Source organism: Mycobacterium gastri (assembly GCF_002102175.1).
In the GTDB taxonomy this organism is placed as follows: Bacteria; Actinomycetota; Actinomycetes; order Mycobacteriales; family Mycobacteriaceae; genus Mycobacterium; species Mycobacterium gastri.
The window spans coordinates 1-15,216 of the sequence record NZ_LQOX01000152.1 but is presented as its reverse complement, the minus strand read 5'-3'; the positions used below and the strand labels follow the sequence as shown (position 1 = coordinate 15,216).

Genomic DNA, 15,216 nt, shown 5'->3' with positions numbered 1-15,216 from the left:
CGATCTCACGGTAACGATTATGTCAATCATGTTTGACAACATGAGAAGCGTGGACCTAGCATCTCTTATTGTCAACTGCTGACGACAAATTGTGGGTGGAATTGAACCGCGTGCATGCAGCTGCCGCCGGAAACGGCGAGCAGGTCGGGGCGACGATGCCGCCGGGCGCGGAGCCGTCGTCGCCGCCACTGTGAATCGCAGTGTGTCACGGACGTTTCAGCGTCGACGATCGCAAGATCGTAGTGGGCTCGTTTCGGCCAACCTCGAAAGGTGTTCGGAATGTCGAAGATACGCATCATGTCGGCCGGTGTCCTCTGCGCCGTTGGCGTGTCGCTGGCGACAGGCCCGCTGGGTAGCGCGGTAGCCTCCGCCGGCCCCGGACCGCCGCTTCCGCCCCGACGCAGGACGTCGGGCCCGGGCCGGGGGGCGGGCCTCCAGGTGAACAGGCGGATCCTCCGGGTCAGCAGGGCGGGCCTCGGGGTAGGCGAGGCACTCTGCCGACCCTAGCGTGAGCCAGGCAGCGCCCGACAGCCATGATGGTGAGCATGTCCGGCGGGCCCACACCCACAGCTAGTGCGCGAGGCCTCTGCGAGTTCATCGACGCCTCGCCGTCGCCGTTTCACGTGTGCGCCACCGCGGCCCGGCGGTTGCTGGCCGCCGGATACACCGAACTCGGCGAAACCGACCGCTGGCCGCAGCAGCCGGGCGGTTACTTCACGGTCCGGGCCGGTTCGCTGGTCGCCTGGAACAGCGATCACGCCTTGACGCCGTTCCGGATCGTCGGCGCGCACACCGACAGTCCTAATTTGCGGGTCAAGCAGCACCCGGACCGGCTGGTCGCCGGCTGGCGGGTGGTGGCGCTGGAGCCGTACGGGGGAGCGTGGCTCAATTCCTGGTTGGACCGCGACCTGGGCATCAGCGGGCGGCTGTCGGTGCGAGACGGCTCCGCGGTGCGCCACCGGCTGGTCCGCATCGACGAGCCGATTCTCCGGGTGCCACAGCTGGCCATCCATTTGGCCGAGGACCGCAAGTCGCTGACGCTGGATCCCCAACGGCATGTCAACGCGGTCTGGGGGGTTGGTGCGACGCCCGGTGCTTTTGTCGAATACGTCGCTGACCGCGCCGGAGTGTCCGCATCCGACGTGCTGGCCGCCGACCTGATGACCCATGACCTGACCCCTGCGGCGCTGCTCGGAGCCGGCAGCGGCCTGTTGAGCGCGCCGCGGCTGGACAACCAAGCCAGTTGCTATGCCGGGCTGGAAGCATTGCTGGCCGCCCAACCGCGCGATGTGCTGCCGGTTTTGGTGATCTTCGACCACGAGGAGGTCGGCTCGTCCTCGGACCGCGGCGCGCAGTCCAACCTGCTGGGCATCGTGCTGGAACGGATCGTATTGGCCGCCGGCGGTACCCGGGAGGACTTCCTGCGGCTGCTGCCGGCGTCGCTGCTGGCGTCCGCCGACATGGCCCATGCCACTCACCCCAATTACCCCGACCGGCACGAGCCGGCCCACCTCATCGAAGTCAACGCCGGGCCGGTGCTCAAGGTGCATCCGAATCTGCGATACGCCACCGACGGACGTACCGCCGCGGCGTTCGCCATGGCCTGCCGGCAGGCCGGTGTGCCGCTGCAGCGGTACGAGCACCGGGCCGACCTGCCGTGCGGGTCGACCATCGGGCCGCTGGCGTCGGCCCGGACCGGCATCCCCGCCGTCGACGTGGGTGCTGCCCAGCTTGCGATGCATTCGGCACGGGAGCTGATGGGCGCTGCCGACGTGGCGGCCTATTCCGCAGCCTTGCAAGCGTTTCTGTCGCCCGGGGCATAGGGTTTTGGGCAATGGCGCTCAGCGTGGAGATGGTCACTTTCGACTGTGACGACCCGGTGCGGCTGGCCGGCTGGTGGGCCGAGCACTTCGGCGGTACCACCCGCGAGTTGCTGCCGAGCGAATTCATCGTGGTGACCCGCGACCAAGGGCCGCGGCTGGGGTTTCAGAAGGTGCCCGATCCCACACCCGGGAAGAACCGGGTGCATCTGGATTTCACTGCCGAGGATGTGGACGCCGAAGTGGCGCGGTTGACGGCCGGCGGTGCCGCCGAGGTGGAGCGGCACCAGTTCGGCGAGAACTTCCGCTGGGTGGTATTGGCCGACCCTGAGGGAAACCTGTTCTGCGTGGCGGGACGGTAACTCGAGCGTCTCGCCCAGCGTGACGTGGCTGCGAGAATTTGGCCGCAAATCGCGGGCTGACGTCACGCTCGGCGACAAGAATCGCCCGCCCTAGACTGTCTGGCGTGACGAGCGCGCAGATCCACGTGATTGACACCGTCGAACATGCCGCCACCACCCCCGACCAACCGCAACCCTTCCACGAGCTGGGTCTCAAAGACGACGAGTACCAGCGGATCCGCGAGATCCTCGGTCGTCGGCCCACCGACACCGAGCTGGCCATGTACTCGGTGATGTGGAGCGAACACTGCTCGTACAAGTCCTCCAAGGTGCACCTGCGCTACTTCGGCGAGACCACCACCGACGAGATGCGCGCCGGGATGCTGGCCGGCATCGGTGAGAACGCCGGCGTGGTCGACATTGGCGACGGCTGGGCCGTCACGTTCAAAGTGGAATCGCACAACCACCCGTCCTACGTCGAGCCCTACCAGGGCGCGGCCACCGGTGTCGGCGGCATCGTGCGCGACATTATGGCCATGGGCGCGCGCCCGGTCGCGGTGATGGACCAGTTGCGGTTCGGTGCGGTCGATGCCCCCGATACCCGCCGCGTCGTCGACGGCGTGGTCCGCGGTATCGGCGGCTACGGCAACTCGCTGGGCCTGCCGAACATCGGTGGCGAGACCGTCTTCGACCCGTGTTATGCCGGAAATCCGTTGGTGAACGCGTTGTGCGTCGGCGTATTACGCCAGGAGGACCTGCATCTCGCGTTCGCCTCCGGGGCCGGCAACAAGATCATCCTGTTCGGCGCGCGCACCGGGCTCGACGGAATCGGCGGGGTGTCGGTGCTGGCGTCGGACACGTTCAGTGCTGATGGCACCGACGGCGCCGCGCGCAAGAAGTTGCCCTCGGTTCAGGTGGGCGACCCTTTCATGGAGAAGGTGCTCATCGAGTGCTGCCTCGAGCTGTACGCGGGTGGCCTGGTGATCGGCATCCAGGATCTTGGCGGAGCCGGGCTAGCTTGTGCCACTTCGGAATTGGCTTCTGCCGGGGACGGTGGTATGGCGATCCGTCTCGATGCCGTCCCGCTGCGCGCCAAGGACATGACGTCCGCGGAGGTGCTCTGCAGCGAGTCGCAGGAACGCATGTGCGCGGTGGTCGCCCCGGAGAACGTGGACGCCTTCATGGCGGTGTGCCGCAAGTGGGAGGTGCTGGCCACCGTGATCGGCGAAGTCAGCGACGGTGACCGGTTGCGGATCAGCTGGCACGGCGAGACCGTCGTCGATGTGCCGCCGCACACGGTGGCCCACGAGGGGCCGGTCTACCACCGCCCGGTCGTCCGTCCCGAATCGCAGGACGCCCTCAACGCCGACACCTCGGCCAAGTTGCCGCGCCCGGTCACCGGTGCCGAGCTGCACGCGACTTTGCTTGCGCTGCTGGGCAGTCCGCACCTGTGCAGCCGGGCGTTCATCACCGAGCAGTACGATCGGTACGTGCGCGGCAACACCGTGCTGGCCGAGCACGCCGACGGTGGCGTGCTGCGCATTGACGAGTCGACCGGCCGCGGCATCGCGGTCTCGACCGACGCGTCGGGGCGCTACACCACGCTCGACCCCTACGCCGGCGCCCAACTCGCGCTGGCCGAGGCGTACCGCAACGTCGCCGTCACCGGCGCCACGCCGGTCGCGGTGACCGACTGCCTCAACTTCGGTTCGCCCGAAGATCCCGGCGTGATGTGGCAGTTCGCCCAGGCGGTCCGTGGACTCGCCGATGGCTGTGCGGCCCTGGGTATTCCGGTGACCGGCGGCAATGTCAGCTTCTACAACCAAACCGGGTCCACGGCGATCATGCCCACCCCGGTGGTCGGGGTGCTCGGTGTCTTGGACGATGTGAGTCGACGTCTTCCCGCCGCGCTGGGTCGTGAGCCCGGTGAAACGCTGATGCTGCTGGGCGACACCCGCGACGAGTTCGACGGATCGGTCTGGGCCCAGGTGACCGCGGACCATCTGGGCGGCCTGCCGCCCAGTGTCGACCTGGCCCGCGAGAAGCTGCTGGCCGAGGTGCTGAGCTCGGCCTCGCGTGACGACCTGGTGTCCGCCGCACACGACCTGTCCGAAGGCGGGCTTGCCCAGGCCGTGGTCGAAGCAGCACTAGCAGGTGAAACCGGTTGCCGGATAGTACTTCCCGAAGGTGCCGATCCTTTCGTGATGCTGTTCTCCGAGTCGGCGGGCCGGGCGTTGGTCGCGGTGCCGCGCACCGAAGAGAGCCGGTTCCGGGCGATGTGCGAGGCGCGCGGCCTGCCCGCGGTTCGAATCGGTGTCGTCGATCAGGCCTCGGATGTCATCGAGTTCCACGGATTGTTCACGGTGTCGCTGGCCGAACTGCGCCAGACGTCCGAGGCGGTGCTGCCGCGATTCTTCGGGTAAGCCGTTTTCGCGCAGTGTCTTTGGCCGCCGGCCTGGTCGGCTGGAGCTTTGTGGCTCCACGGCTGTCCACTGCGTGGCGGCTACCGCTGCAGGCCGGGATGGGGTGGTTGCTGGTGTGGCTGACCCGGGCGCAACTGGGTCTTCGTCCGCCGCGGCTGTGGGCCGGGTTGCGGCTGGGCTCGGCCGCCGCGGCGGCGGCGACGACGGCGATTGCGGCAACGACACCGGTGCCCGCGGTGCGATTGTCGATGTCGGCGCGGCCGTTGCCGGCATCGGCGCCGGGCTGGCTGGTACTGCACATACCCGTCGGCACGGTGTGGGCCGAGGAGGCCGCGTTTCGGGCGGCGCTGGCCACCGCCGGCACCCAGGCATTCGGCCCGGCGGGTGGGCGGCTGTTGCAGGCCGGTGCCTTCGGTCTTTCCCACATTGCCGACGCGCGCGCGACGGGTGCGCCGCTGGTGCCCACGGTGCTGGTCACCGGCCTGGCGGGGTGGGTGTTCGGATGGCTCGCCGATCGTTGCGGCAGCCTGGCGGCGCCGCTCCTGACGCACCTGGCGATCAACGAGGCCGGCGCGGTCGCGGCGCTGACCGTGCAGCGGCGCCGGCGAGCGAGCGCTGCGAGCACGCTGGCACGCCGTTATACTTGACGGGCTGTGCTTTTCCAGCGATCACCAGACCGAGAGGGTTGGCACCTCAGGTGCACAGACTTAGGGCCGCGGAACATCCGCGGCCGGAACACGTTCTCCTGCATATCAGCGACACACATCTGGTTGGAGGGGATGACCCTCTCTACGGCGACGTAGACGCCGATGGACGGCTGGGTGAGCTGCTCGACCAGCTGACCCACTCCGGAATGTGTCCGGATGCCATCGTCTTCACCGGCGACCTGGCCGACACCGGTGAGCCGCAGGCGTACCGCAAGCTGCGAGCCGTGGTCGAACCGTTCGCGGCCGAGCTTGACGCCGAACTCATCTGGGTGATGGGCAACCACGACGACCGGGCAGCGCTGCGCAGCTTCCTGCTCGACGAGGCGCCGTCGATGGCACCGCTGGACCGGGTGCACATGATCGACGGCCTGCGGATCATCACCCTGGACACCTCGGTACCCGGATATCATCACGGCGAACTGCGACGCTCCCAATTGAGCTGGCTGGCCACGCAATTGGCGACGCCGGCCCCGCACGGCACCATCCTGGCACTGCACCATCCGCCGATCCCCAGTGTCCTGGACCTCGCGGTCACGGTGGAACTCCGGGACCAGGCTGCCCTGGGCCGAGTACTCGACGGCAGCGATGTGCGGTCCATTCTGGCGGGGCACCTGCACTACTCGACGAACGCCACCTTCGTCGGGATCCCGGTGTCGGTGGCATCGGCCACCTGCTACACCCAAGACCTCACCGTTGCCGCGGGGGGAACCCGCGGCAGGGACGGCGCGCAGGGATGCAACCTGGTGCACGTCTACCAAGACACCGTGGTGCACTCGGTGATCCCGCTCGGTAGCGGAAAAACGGTGGGCGCCTTTGTCTCTCCTGCCCAGGCAAAACGTCAAATCGCCGAAAGCGGGATGTTCATCGAGCCGTCACGGCGGGATTTGCTGTTCAGCCACCCTCCAATGGTGCTGACGCCGTCGGCGCGGCGAAGTCGGGCTGATTGACTTCCGACGCCACGTTCTCCCACGGCGCGGGTATCGGGAAGTACCGCTCCAGGAAGTCGACGACCCGTTCCGCCCGCTCGGCCGCCCCGACCTCGGGAAAACTGCCGTCATTGAGGCAGAAGAAGTCGTAGTTGCGTTGCCTCCGCAATTCCGGCAGCAGGTCAAGACCCGCGTAGCTGGTGGTGTCGACGTACAACACCTTGGCCTTTTCCTGTTGGACGGCACGGCCGGTCATCAGCGCATAGTAGTGATACAGCGAGTTGGTCACTGAAATGTCGGTGCCGGACCGAAACGCGCTGGCCTGGGTGCGGGCGAACTCGTCGGGAAATTCCCGTTCCATCTCGATCAGCACGCTTTTGCGCAGCGGAACAGCCGTGTGTTCGAGGTGACGGGTAATCAGCTGCCCGAATCGCTCGAACAGCAGCTGACGGTTCACCCGGGCTGCGTTCTCGAAGCCGCTGCGGGTGGGGTCGTTTGCCCCCAGACCTATCCGGGTGGTGGCTTCGACGAACCTCGTGACGCCGCCCGGAGAGAAAAACATGGTGGCTTTCAGCGGCCGACCGAAGAACATGTCGTCGTTGGAGTACAGGAAATGCTCGCTCAGCCCGGGGATGTGGTGTAGCTGGCTTTCCACCGCATGCGAGTTATAGGTCGGCAGCGCGGCAGGATCGGTGAAGTGCTCCTCGGCACGGACAATGGTGATCTTGGGATGCTCGGCTAACCACCGCGGCGGGGCTGAATCGGTCGCAATGAAGATGCGACGGATCCACGGGGCGAACATGTTCACCGATCGCAGCGCGTATTTCAATTCGTCGATCTGGCGGATGCGCGCTTCGGCGTCGTCGCCCTCGCCGACCACGCAAGCCGACATTTGCGCTGCGCGCCGAGCCCGGAAGTCGGGGTCACTGCCGTCGACCCAGGAGAACACCAGATCAATATCGAATGTCACGTCGCTGGCATGGGGTGTGAACATCCCCTCCAGCGTCGGCCACTTGTACCCGTACAATTTGACAGTCGCCGGGGTCAGCTCATTGCGGGGCAACACTTTGCGGGTGAGTGAGTTCTCCACCGGACAGCGGATCAGCGTCTCGTCGAAAACCCAGAATTGAAGCTCGACGCCGAATGCCGGGCCATACCGAAATCCGCCCGGCGCAATCCGTCGCCGATACAGCCGGAGAATTCGCGGATCACCCATTGCGGAGAGCCGGCCATTGGCCAGCAACACCGGCGGGATTCCCTTTTCGTCCATTGTTTTGGCGTACATCGGTTCAGTAACACACGCCGCAGCAAGTGCCTGCCCGACAGCAGGCCGGAGTTGGATGTCGACGGCCAGAATCGGCCTGCTCTTGTGGTCGCGGACGAATAGAAAGGGAATACCAGCCCGGCTCAACGTCTTTCGCACAAATACCAGATCCTCGATCTGTGCTTCCTGCGGAGTGAGGCTAGATTCCAGGCGGGCGATCTTGCCGCGCCGGGTAACGATGATGGGCTCCAGGACCGACTTGGCGGATCGGCTGCCATCGCGTGAAGTGAATTCGGGCATCGGAACACCGCCTTAGGTACAAGTGGTTGGGGGCACGGAGAGGATCTCACACTTTGTGCGCCGGTGCAGGGTGAGCGTGGTCTCCGCCGGCGAAGCGCATTGAATGCGAGGTGATCCAAGTCTACAACGCTTGTGCGACAGCCGATTTAGCGTTGCCCGGATACGCGCCGGCAACCTGCCTGTTCCGGCTGCGTCACACTGAGTTCGATCTTCAGTGGACCCGGTCCTGCTGGTCGGGCACGACGGTGCCGTCGGCTTGACGAAGCGGTGCCTGGCCGCCGTCGGGCTCGTCGAATCCCTGGGTTGCGCACGGGTAGGGCGGGCTCATCGGCAGGGGATTGATAAAGGTCGGGTTGACCATCCATTTGCCGTCGGCATTGGCGTACGCCCGACACATCAACTCGATCTGGTTGCGATTGAGGGCAAGGCGCAGGGTGGTTGCGTCGGTGATGAACGTCACGTCTCCGTCGGAGTCGCCGGCGGCGAACACCTGCCGACGCTGCTCCGGCAACTGCTGGAAAGCAGATACGCCCTTAACACCGAACAGTTGCTCGTTGACCCGGCACCGCTTGCCCTCGTTGAAGGGGATTGACGGTTCGCCGCCGCACAGCGCCAGCCGTGGCGTCAGGACGTCACCGTCATGGTCGGTGCGCACGCCCATCACGTGGTCCCCCGGGAAGCCGACGTCACCCGCCCACACCCGGACCACCGGCTCAGCCGTCGCGGAGATGATCCGCACGTCGAACCCGTTGGCTTGCAGCGTGCCGACGAGGTCTCGCATCTGTGTGTAGTAGCGCACCCAGCCGGTCTGTCGGCTACTGCCCACGGTCTGCTCGGATCCCTCGGCGGCGTCGAGGTTCTGCTTCCTGGCCGCGGCAGCGAATTCGGTGATCTCGGCATCGGTCCAGCCGGCGAGCAGCTGGGCCGCCCAGGCGTCGCCGGGTTGTATGCGGCGGCGGTTGTAACCGGTGAACGCCGCTGCCCCCGAACGGGTTTCGTGCCTGGTATAAACGGCCACCAGCTCGTCGGCGCAGCTGATGTTGGAGCCGGTGGGCAGCGGTTGCCCGGGATCCGCGAGGCCGCCGCACGCGGCGGCCAACGCCGCTGCCGCTTCAGTGGTGAGGTACGCGCTGGTGGTGGACCAGTTGCCACCGGTGGGCTGACGAATTTTGGAGTTGTTGATCATCCAATAGAACGTCGCGCTGCCGACGTCGTTTCGGACCATGGTGTTGTCCCAGTCGAACAACACCAAAGGAGCACCGGCGGTGACCGATTCGGCCTTCCCACAAGTGCTCAGCCGGTTGATCATCGCGTGGATGCGTTGGCGGTTGTCGCCATGCCAACCCGGGTCGGCGGCCAAGGTTCGGCAGTTGTGCGCGCCCACATCCGAATGCCGGCCGGCGTAGCTACAACCGATGAGCGCCAGCAGCGGCGCCAGCGCAGCTGCGAGCAGCCGCAAAGGCCACAGCCTCATCGATTCTTCCCGTCTCCGGCGTCCGTCATGGATTGATGGTGTACTCGCCGAACTGACGTCCCCAGACATATTCGGTGAACATCGGCTGGCCGAGTTCGACATGGTTGTACGGCGCCACGCTGGCGCCGACGTCCATCACCAGAAACGGGGCGGGCCACAAGTCGTGAGTGATCGGTTGCCAGCACCCCGGTTTCCCGCCGGGTCCTCCCCGGGCGTTGACCCGCGGCAGGTTCTCCGGATAGATGTAGGGGCTGGGGGCACCGGTAATGCTGCCGGAAGCGGCCCCCAGCGAGTAGCCGGTGAAGCCGAGGGCGGCGCGGATTTTGGGCCCGACTTCGTTGTAGTTGCGGATGGTACAGAAGATTTCGGGGCTGTACTCGTCGAGCAGTTGGCTGGGGATGACCAGATCGGCGGCCCCCCGCGCCAGGTATGGCCCGCCGCGACCGAACACGTCAGAACCGTTGTTGCCCAACCCAACCGCCGCCAGCAATGCCGCATCAAGGCCGGCTTGCTCGTGGTTCATGGTTCGTGCGGTGGTGACCGCCTGGTCCAGCGCGGTCCACAAGTCCGGCGCCGCGTTGGCGTAGACGTCGCCCAGAGCCGCCAGGCCCTGTATGTCGGCCCGGACCCGGGGCAGCCGCGGGTTCACGTCGTGGAGGATGGCGCTGCCGTTGACCAGTGCGGCGCCGAACTTGTCCCCGAGACCGCTCAGGGCCTGGGCGGCCGCGCCCAGCGTCAGGTTGAGCTTGACCGGATCGACCTTTTCGGCAATGGCCGTCAGCGTCTGGAACAGCGTGTTGAACTCCGTCGTCACCGCCGTCGCGTCGATCACCATGGATGGGGTGATGTGCTGTGGATCAGCGTTTTTCGGTGACATCAGCGACACGTACTTGTTGCCGAAGACCGTCGTCGCCTTGATCTCGCCGGTCACATTGGCCGGAATCGCGTCAATGTACTTCGGATCTACATCCAATACCAGCTTGGCCGCCGGAACGCCGTCCCGCGTGACCTCCGATATGCTGGCCACCCGGCCGATCTGCACACCGTTGTAGGTGACCTTGGCGCCCGGGTCGGTCACCAGACCCGCGCGCGGAGCAAGCATCGTCAACTTGGTCTTCGGGATGAAAGTCCCGCGAAACTGGGCGTAGAGCCCGGCGCCGACGAGCGCCAACACCATCAGCCCCAGCAGACCGATGATCTTGTACGGTGGCCGCGTTCGCGGATCCATGATTCTGAGACCCTAGAGCATGGCCACCCGCGGTAAAGCCGATCCGATTAAGACTCGGCAGGCTGTGTTGGCCGTTGCGGACTGGCTGCGCGACGAGACGCGTCCGGCACCCGACCGGGATGCCCTAGGGACGGCGGTTCGGCTCACCGCGCGCACCCTGTCCGCACTGGCTCCCGGCGCCAGCGTCGAGGTCCGGATCCCGCCGTTCGCGGCGGTGCAGTGTGTTTCCGGGCCCAGGCACACCCGCGGCACCCCGCCCAATGTCGTGGAAACAGCTCCGCGCACCTGGCTGCTGCTGGTCACCGGGCTATTGACGGTCGAGGACGCAGCGGCCACTGGAGGGCTGATCCTGTCAGGTCCGCGGGCGCGTGAGATCTCGTCGTGGCTGCCGCTGCTGGATCTGGCGATCTGAACATCGGCGGAAGCAAGCCGCTCCTGCGGTGTGCCGGCACGACTTGCGGTACTTGGACACGCCACGTCGATTCGGCGACATGCCCGGGTTACCCGTAGACTTCCTATACGTCACCATTCGCGCCCCAGGGAGTCGCCTAACCGTGACCGTCCAGCAGCCCGAGCAAGACCTGAACTCGCCCCGTGAAGAGTGTGGTGTATTCGGGGTGTGGGCCCCGGGGGAAGATGTCGCGAAACTGACCTACTACGGCCTGTACGCATTGCAGCATCGCGGCCAGGAGGCCGCGGGGATTGCGGTAGCCGATGGCTCGCAAGTGCTGGTGTTCAAGGACCTCGGCCTGGTCAGCCAGGTATTCGACGAGCAGACTTTGGCGGCCATGCCGGGCCACGTCGCCATCGGGCACTGCCGCTACTCCACCACGGGCGACACGACCTGGGAAAATGCGCAACCGGTGTTCCGTAATACCGCTGCTGGCACCGGGGTCGCCCTGGGACACAACGGGAACCTGGTCAATACCGCCGCCCTTGCCGCCCGCGCCCGCGAAGCGGGATTGATCGGCGGCCGCTGCTGCCCCGCTCCGGCGACAACCGACTCCGACATCTTGGGCGCGCTGCTGGCCCACGGGTCGGCCGATTCCACCCTGGAGCAGGCGGCACTGGAACTGCTGCCGACCGTGCGCGGCGCGTTCTGTCTGACGTTCATGGACGAGAACACGCTGTATGCCTGCCGCGACCCGCACGGTGTGCGGCCGCTGTCGCTCGGGCGGCTGGATCGCGGCTGGGTGGTGGCCTCGGAAACCGCTGCGCTCGACATCGTCGGCGCGTCCTTCGTGCGCGACATCGAACCGGGCGAATTACTGGCGATCGACGCCGACGGCGTGCGATCGACCCGTTTCGCCAACCCCACGCCCAAGGGCTGCATCTTCGAATACGTCTACTTGGCTCGGCCGGACAGCACGCTGGCCGGCCGGTCCGTGCACGCCACCCGACTGGAGATCGGTCGTCGGCTGGCCCGCGAATGCCCCGTTGACGCCGACCTGGTCATCGGGGTGCCGGAATCGGGCACACCCGCGGCCGTGGGATACGCGCAGGGGTCCGGCATCCCCTATGGGCAGGGGTTGATGAAGAACGCCTACGTTGGGCGCACATTCATCCAGCCGTCACAGACCATCCGCCAGCTCGGCATCCGGCTGAAGCTGAACCCGCTCAAAGAGGTGATCCGCGGCAAGCGGCTCATTGTCGTCGACGACTCGATCGTGCGAGGCAACACCCAGCGCGCGCTGGTGCGCATGCTGCGGGAGGCCGGCGCGGTGGAAGTCCACGTACGCATCGCGTCGCCGCCGGTGAAGTGGCCGTGCTTCTACGGAATCGACTTCCCCTCGCCGGCTGAGCTGATCGCCAACGCCGTGGAGGCCGAGGCCGAGATGCTCGAAGCGGTCCGGCATGCCATCAACGCCGACACGCTCGGATACATTTCGCTGCGCGGGCTGGTCGCCGCTACCGAGCAACCCGCCTCGCGGTTGTGCACCGCCTGTTTCGATGGTGTCTACCCCATCGAACTGCCCAGCGAGACCGCGCTGGGCAAGAACGTCATCGAGCAGATGCTTGCCAACGCGGCACGCGGAGCCGGCCTGGGTGACCTCGCTGCCGATGAAGTTTCGATCGGTCGCTGACCAAGCCCGCCCCCGCAACCGATTCCGATAGGCGGTCGGCCTGAGAGCGTCGGTCGCCGATACCGATGATGCGTGCCGCCCGGTAGCCTTTATCGCGATGACGGAACCGCCACAAAGTCCAGAAAGCTCGCTAACAGGCCTTACTAACCAGGGCATCACCTACGCCTCGGCGGGGGTGGACATTGACGCCGGTGACCGCGCCGTCGAGTTGTTCAAGCCGCTGGCAAGCAAAGCCACCAGACCCGAGGTGCGCGGCGGACTGGGCGGTTTCGCCGGATTGTTCGCGCTACGAGGCGGCTACCGGGAACCGGTGCTGGCCGCCTCCACCGACGGTGTCGGCACCAAACTGGCGGTTGCGCAGGCGATGGACAAGCACGACACCGTCGGCCTCGACCTGGTCGCGATGGTGGTCGATGACCTGGTGGTCTGCGGTGCCGAGCCGCTGTTTCTGCAGGACTACATCGCGGTTGGTCGCACGGTGCCGGAACGGGTGAGCGCGATCGTCAGCGGCATCGCGGAGGGCTGTGTGCGCGCTGGCTGCGCGCTGCTGGGTGGCGAGACCGCTGAACATCCCGGCTTGATGGAACCCGATCACTACGACATCTCGGCCACCGGCGTCGGCGTGGTGGAGGCCGACAATGTGCTGGGCCCCGAGCGTGTGAAACCTGGCGACGTCATCATCGCGATGGGGTCGTCCGGTCTGCATTCCAACGGATACTCGCTGGCCCGCGCTGTCCTGCTGGAGATAGACCGGATGAAGCTGGCCGGTTACGTGGAGGAGTTCGGTCGGACCCTGGGCGAAGAATTGCTGGAGCCCACCCTGATCTACGCCAAGGACTGTCTGGCGCTCGCCGCCGAAACGCACGTCCGCACGTTCTGCCACGTCACCGGTGGCGGGCTGGCGGGCAACCTGGAACGGGTCATTCCACACGGTCTGGTCGCCGAAGTCGACCGCGGCACCTGGACACCCGCACCGGTGTTCGCCATGATCGCCCAGCGTGGCCGGGTAGTGCGGGAAGAGATGGAAAAGACGTTCAACATGGGCGTCGGTATGGTCGCCATCGTCGCGCCCGAAGACACCGATCGTGCGTTGGCCATACTGACCGCACGGCACCTGAGCTGCTGGGTTTTGGGAACCGTGCGCAAAGGCGGGAAAGACGGTCCACGCGCCACATTAGTCGGCCGGCATCCTAGGTTTTAGACACCGGCCCCATTCTGTTTGCGCTGATCCCGCCTCGAACTCGGCCGCGGACAGCATGAAAGTCCCTGCTGTGATTGCGCCGGTCTGCCCAGCGCTATACGGCGGAAAGATCCGCCGACTGCGCTTGGCGCGGGCGACCGGGCTAGCCGCGGGCTAGCCGGGGGCTAGCCGGGGGCCCCGTTGAGCCCGGCAGCGCCTGGGTCGCCGCTGTGTCCGGGTGCGCCCGCATCGCCGGCCACAGCCGATCCGCCTGCCCCACTCGCGCCACCCGTCCCGCCGGCGCCGCCTGCGCCGCCGGCGCCGCCTGCGCCGCCTGCGCCGCCGGTGCCGCCTGCGCCGGGGCTGCCTGAACGGCCGAACAGCCCGCCCGCGCCAGCGGCTCCGCCGGCACCGCCATTGCCGCCGCCACCGCCGTCGCCGCCGTCGCCGCCTGCCCCGCCGTCACCGCCGGCGCCGCCGGTAACCCCGGATCCACCGTTGCCGCCGGTGCCGCCGACGGCACCGGGCGCACCGTTGCCGGCGTTAGCGCCGCCGCCGCCGGCGCCGCCGTCACCGCCGACACCGAATAAGAGGCCGCCCCGGCCGCCGGCACCCCCTTGTCCGCCGCCGCCACCACCATGGCCGGCCACTCCGGCACCACCGGTACCGCCAGCACCACCGCCGCCACCATTACCGGTAGTAACACCGTTTCCGCCGTTTCCGCCGTGGCCGCCCGCCGCGCCGATACCGCCAGCACCGCCAGCACCGCCGCCGCCACCGCCGCCTCCGTCGCCGTTGCCGCCGTCGCCGCCGTGGCCGCCGGGCGCGCCGGCACCACCAGCACCACCGACCCCCCCGCCGCCACCACCACCGGCGCTGGTTCCCGATCCAGACCCGCCCGCACCGCCGCCGACGCCACCGCCGTTGCCGCCGGAACCGCGTGGGCCGCCGGCACCACCGCCTACGCCGCCACCGGGATTGCCGGAAGCGGCGGAACCGCCGCTACCGCCGCTACCGCCGATTCCCCCGCCCCCTCCGCCACCAGCACCAACACCGGAGCCGGAGTCGCCGGTGCCGCCGGCGCCGCCGGCGCCGCCGGGTGCCCCGGGACCGCCCGCTCCACCTGCACCCCCGCCACCACCACCATTAGCACCCGGGGCGGTGCTGTCGGTGCCGCCGGTGCCGCCGCTTCCCCCAGCTTGCCCGGTGACCGTGCCATCGGAGCCGGGCCCACCTCCGGCATGGGCGCCGCCGTCGTTGCCGTTAGCCGCAGGCGTGGTTGGTGTGGCGAGGCCGGGATTGACTCCGTCTGCGCCGAGTGCCCCAGCTCCACCGCGCCCGCCGGCTCCGCCGACACCGAACAACCCGGCATCACCGCCGGCTCCGCCGCTGCCACCGAAGCCCCCCGCCACGGCCGCGGCCCCGCCGGGCCCACCGGCACCACCATTGCCATACAGCCAGCCTCCCGC

At 67.5% G+C, this 15,216-nt stretch carries 12 protein-coding genes and 1 pseudogene; 9 read left to right on the top strand and 4 right to left on the bottom strand.

The annotated features are described in order from the left end of the window. Window positions 1-68 precede the first annotated feature (68 nt). From AWC07_RS29450 to cpdA, 6 genes are all read left to right on the top strand, one after another. Complete coding sequence (locus AWC07_RS29450) at window positions 69-194, top strand: hypothetical protein (protein ID WP_279628915.1); 126 nt, start codon at window positions 69-71, stop codon at window positions 192-194. 351 nt (window positions 195-545) lie between these two features. Continuing rightward, a complete protein-coding gene (locus AWC07_RS25410; RefSeq protein ID WP_036412874.1) occupies window positions 546-1,823 on the top strand; it encodes a M18 family aminopeptidase in 1,278 nt (425 codons plus the stop codon). An 11-nt stretch (window positions 1,824-1,834) separates the two neighbouring features. Next, window positions 1,835-2,182 (top strand): VOC family protein, encoded by a 348-nt coding sequence (locus AWC07_RS25405; protein ID WP_036412852.1) that lies wholly within the window; start codon window positions 1,835-1,837, stop codon window positions 2,180-2,182. Window positions 2,183-2,307: 125 nt separating this feature from the next. Further along, window positions 2,308-4,584, top strand: a complete 2,277-nt coding sequence (gene purL, locus AWC07_RS25400; protein ID WP_139829882.1) for a phosphoribosylformylglycinamidine synthase subunit PurL — start codon at window positions 2,308-2,310, stop codon at window positions 4,582-4,584. Beyond that, complete coding sequence (locus tag AWC07_RS25395) at window positions 4,572-5,231, top strand: Rv0804 family intramembrane glutamic endopeptidase (RefSeq protein WP_139829883.1); 660 nt, start codon at window positions 4,572-4,574, stop codon at window positions 5,229-5,231. Before purL ends, AWC07_RS25395 begins: the two co-directional genes overlap by 13 nt. 50 nt (window positions 5,232-5,281) lie before the next feature. Then, a complete protein-coding gene (gene cpdA / locus AWC07_RS25390) occupies window positions 5,282-6,238 on the top strand; it encodes a 3',5'-cyclic adenosine monophosphate phosphodiesterase CpdA (RefSeq protein WP_036412847.1) in 957 nt (318 codons plus the stop codon). On the opposite strand, the gene AWC07_RS25385 is transcribed toward cpdA, so the two are convergent. From AWC07_RS25385 to AWC07_RS25375, 3 genes are all read right to left on the bottom strand, one after another. Further along, the gene (locus AWC07_RS25385) at window positions 6,183-7,781 is read right to left on the bottom strand and encodes a stealth family protein (protein WP_036412844.1); all 1,599 of its coding nucleotides are present in this window, start codon (window positions 7,779-7,781) and stop codon (window positions 6,183-6,185) included. The two genes, cpdA and AWC07_RS25385, sit on opposite strands and share 56 nt — an antisense overlap. Window positions 7,782-7,992: 211 nt before the next feature. After that, window positions 7,993-9,255, bottom strand: a complete 1,263-nt coding sequence (locus AWC07_RS25380) for an HAD family hydrolase (RefSeq protein WP_244187703.1) — start codon at window positions 9,253-9,255, stop codon at window positions 7,993-7,995. 25 nt (window positions 9,256-9,280) lie between these two features. Then, window positions 9,281-10,483, bottom strand: a complete 1,203-nt coding sequence (locus AWC07_RS25375) for an MCE family protein (RefSeq protein WP_036412840.1) — start codon at window positions 10,481-10,483, stop codon at window positions 9,281-9,283. Window positions 10,484-10,502: 19 nt separating this feature from the next. On the opposite strand from AWC07_RS25375, the gene AWC07_RS25370 reads away from it, so the two are divergent. The 3 genes from AWC07_RS25370 (at window position 10,503) to purM (ending at window position 13,768) form a co-directional block, all read left to right on the top strand. Then, a complete protein-coding gene (locus AWC07_RS25370; protein ID WP_036412837.1) occupies window positions 10,503-10,895 on the top strand; it encodes a sterol carrier family protein in 393 nt (130 codons plus the stop codon). Window positions 10,896-11,037: 142 nt separating this feature from the next. After that, window positions 11,038-12,567: an amidophosphoribosyltransferase gene (gene purF / locus AWC07_RS25365; protein WP_036412835.1), complete on the top strand. Its 1,530-nt coding sequence runs from the start codon at window positions 11,038-11,040 to the stop codon at window positions 12,565-12,567. A 97-nt stretch (window positions 12,568-12,664) separates the two neighbouring features. Then, window positions 12,665-13,768 carry a phosphoribosylformylglycinamidine cyclo-ligase gene (purM, locus tag AWC07_RS25360; protein WP_036412833.1) on the top strand — a complete coding sequence of 368 codons (1,104 nt, stop codon included), beginning with the start codon at window positions 12,665-12,667 and terminating at the stop codon, window positions 13,766-13,768. A gap of 164 nt (window positions 13,769-13,932) precedes the next feature. On the opposite strand, the pseudogene AWC07_RS27855 reads toward purM, so the two are convergent. Further along, window positions 13,933-15,216, bottom strand: a pseudogene (locus tag AWC07_RS27855) (PE family protein); the annotation flags it as partial.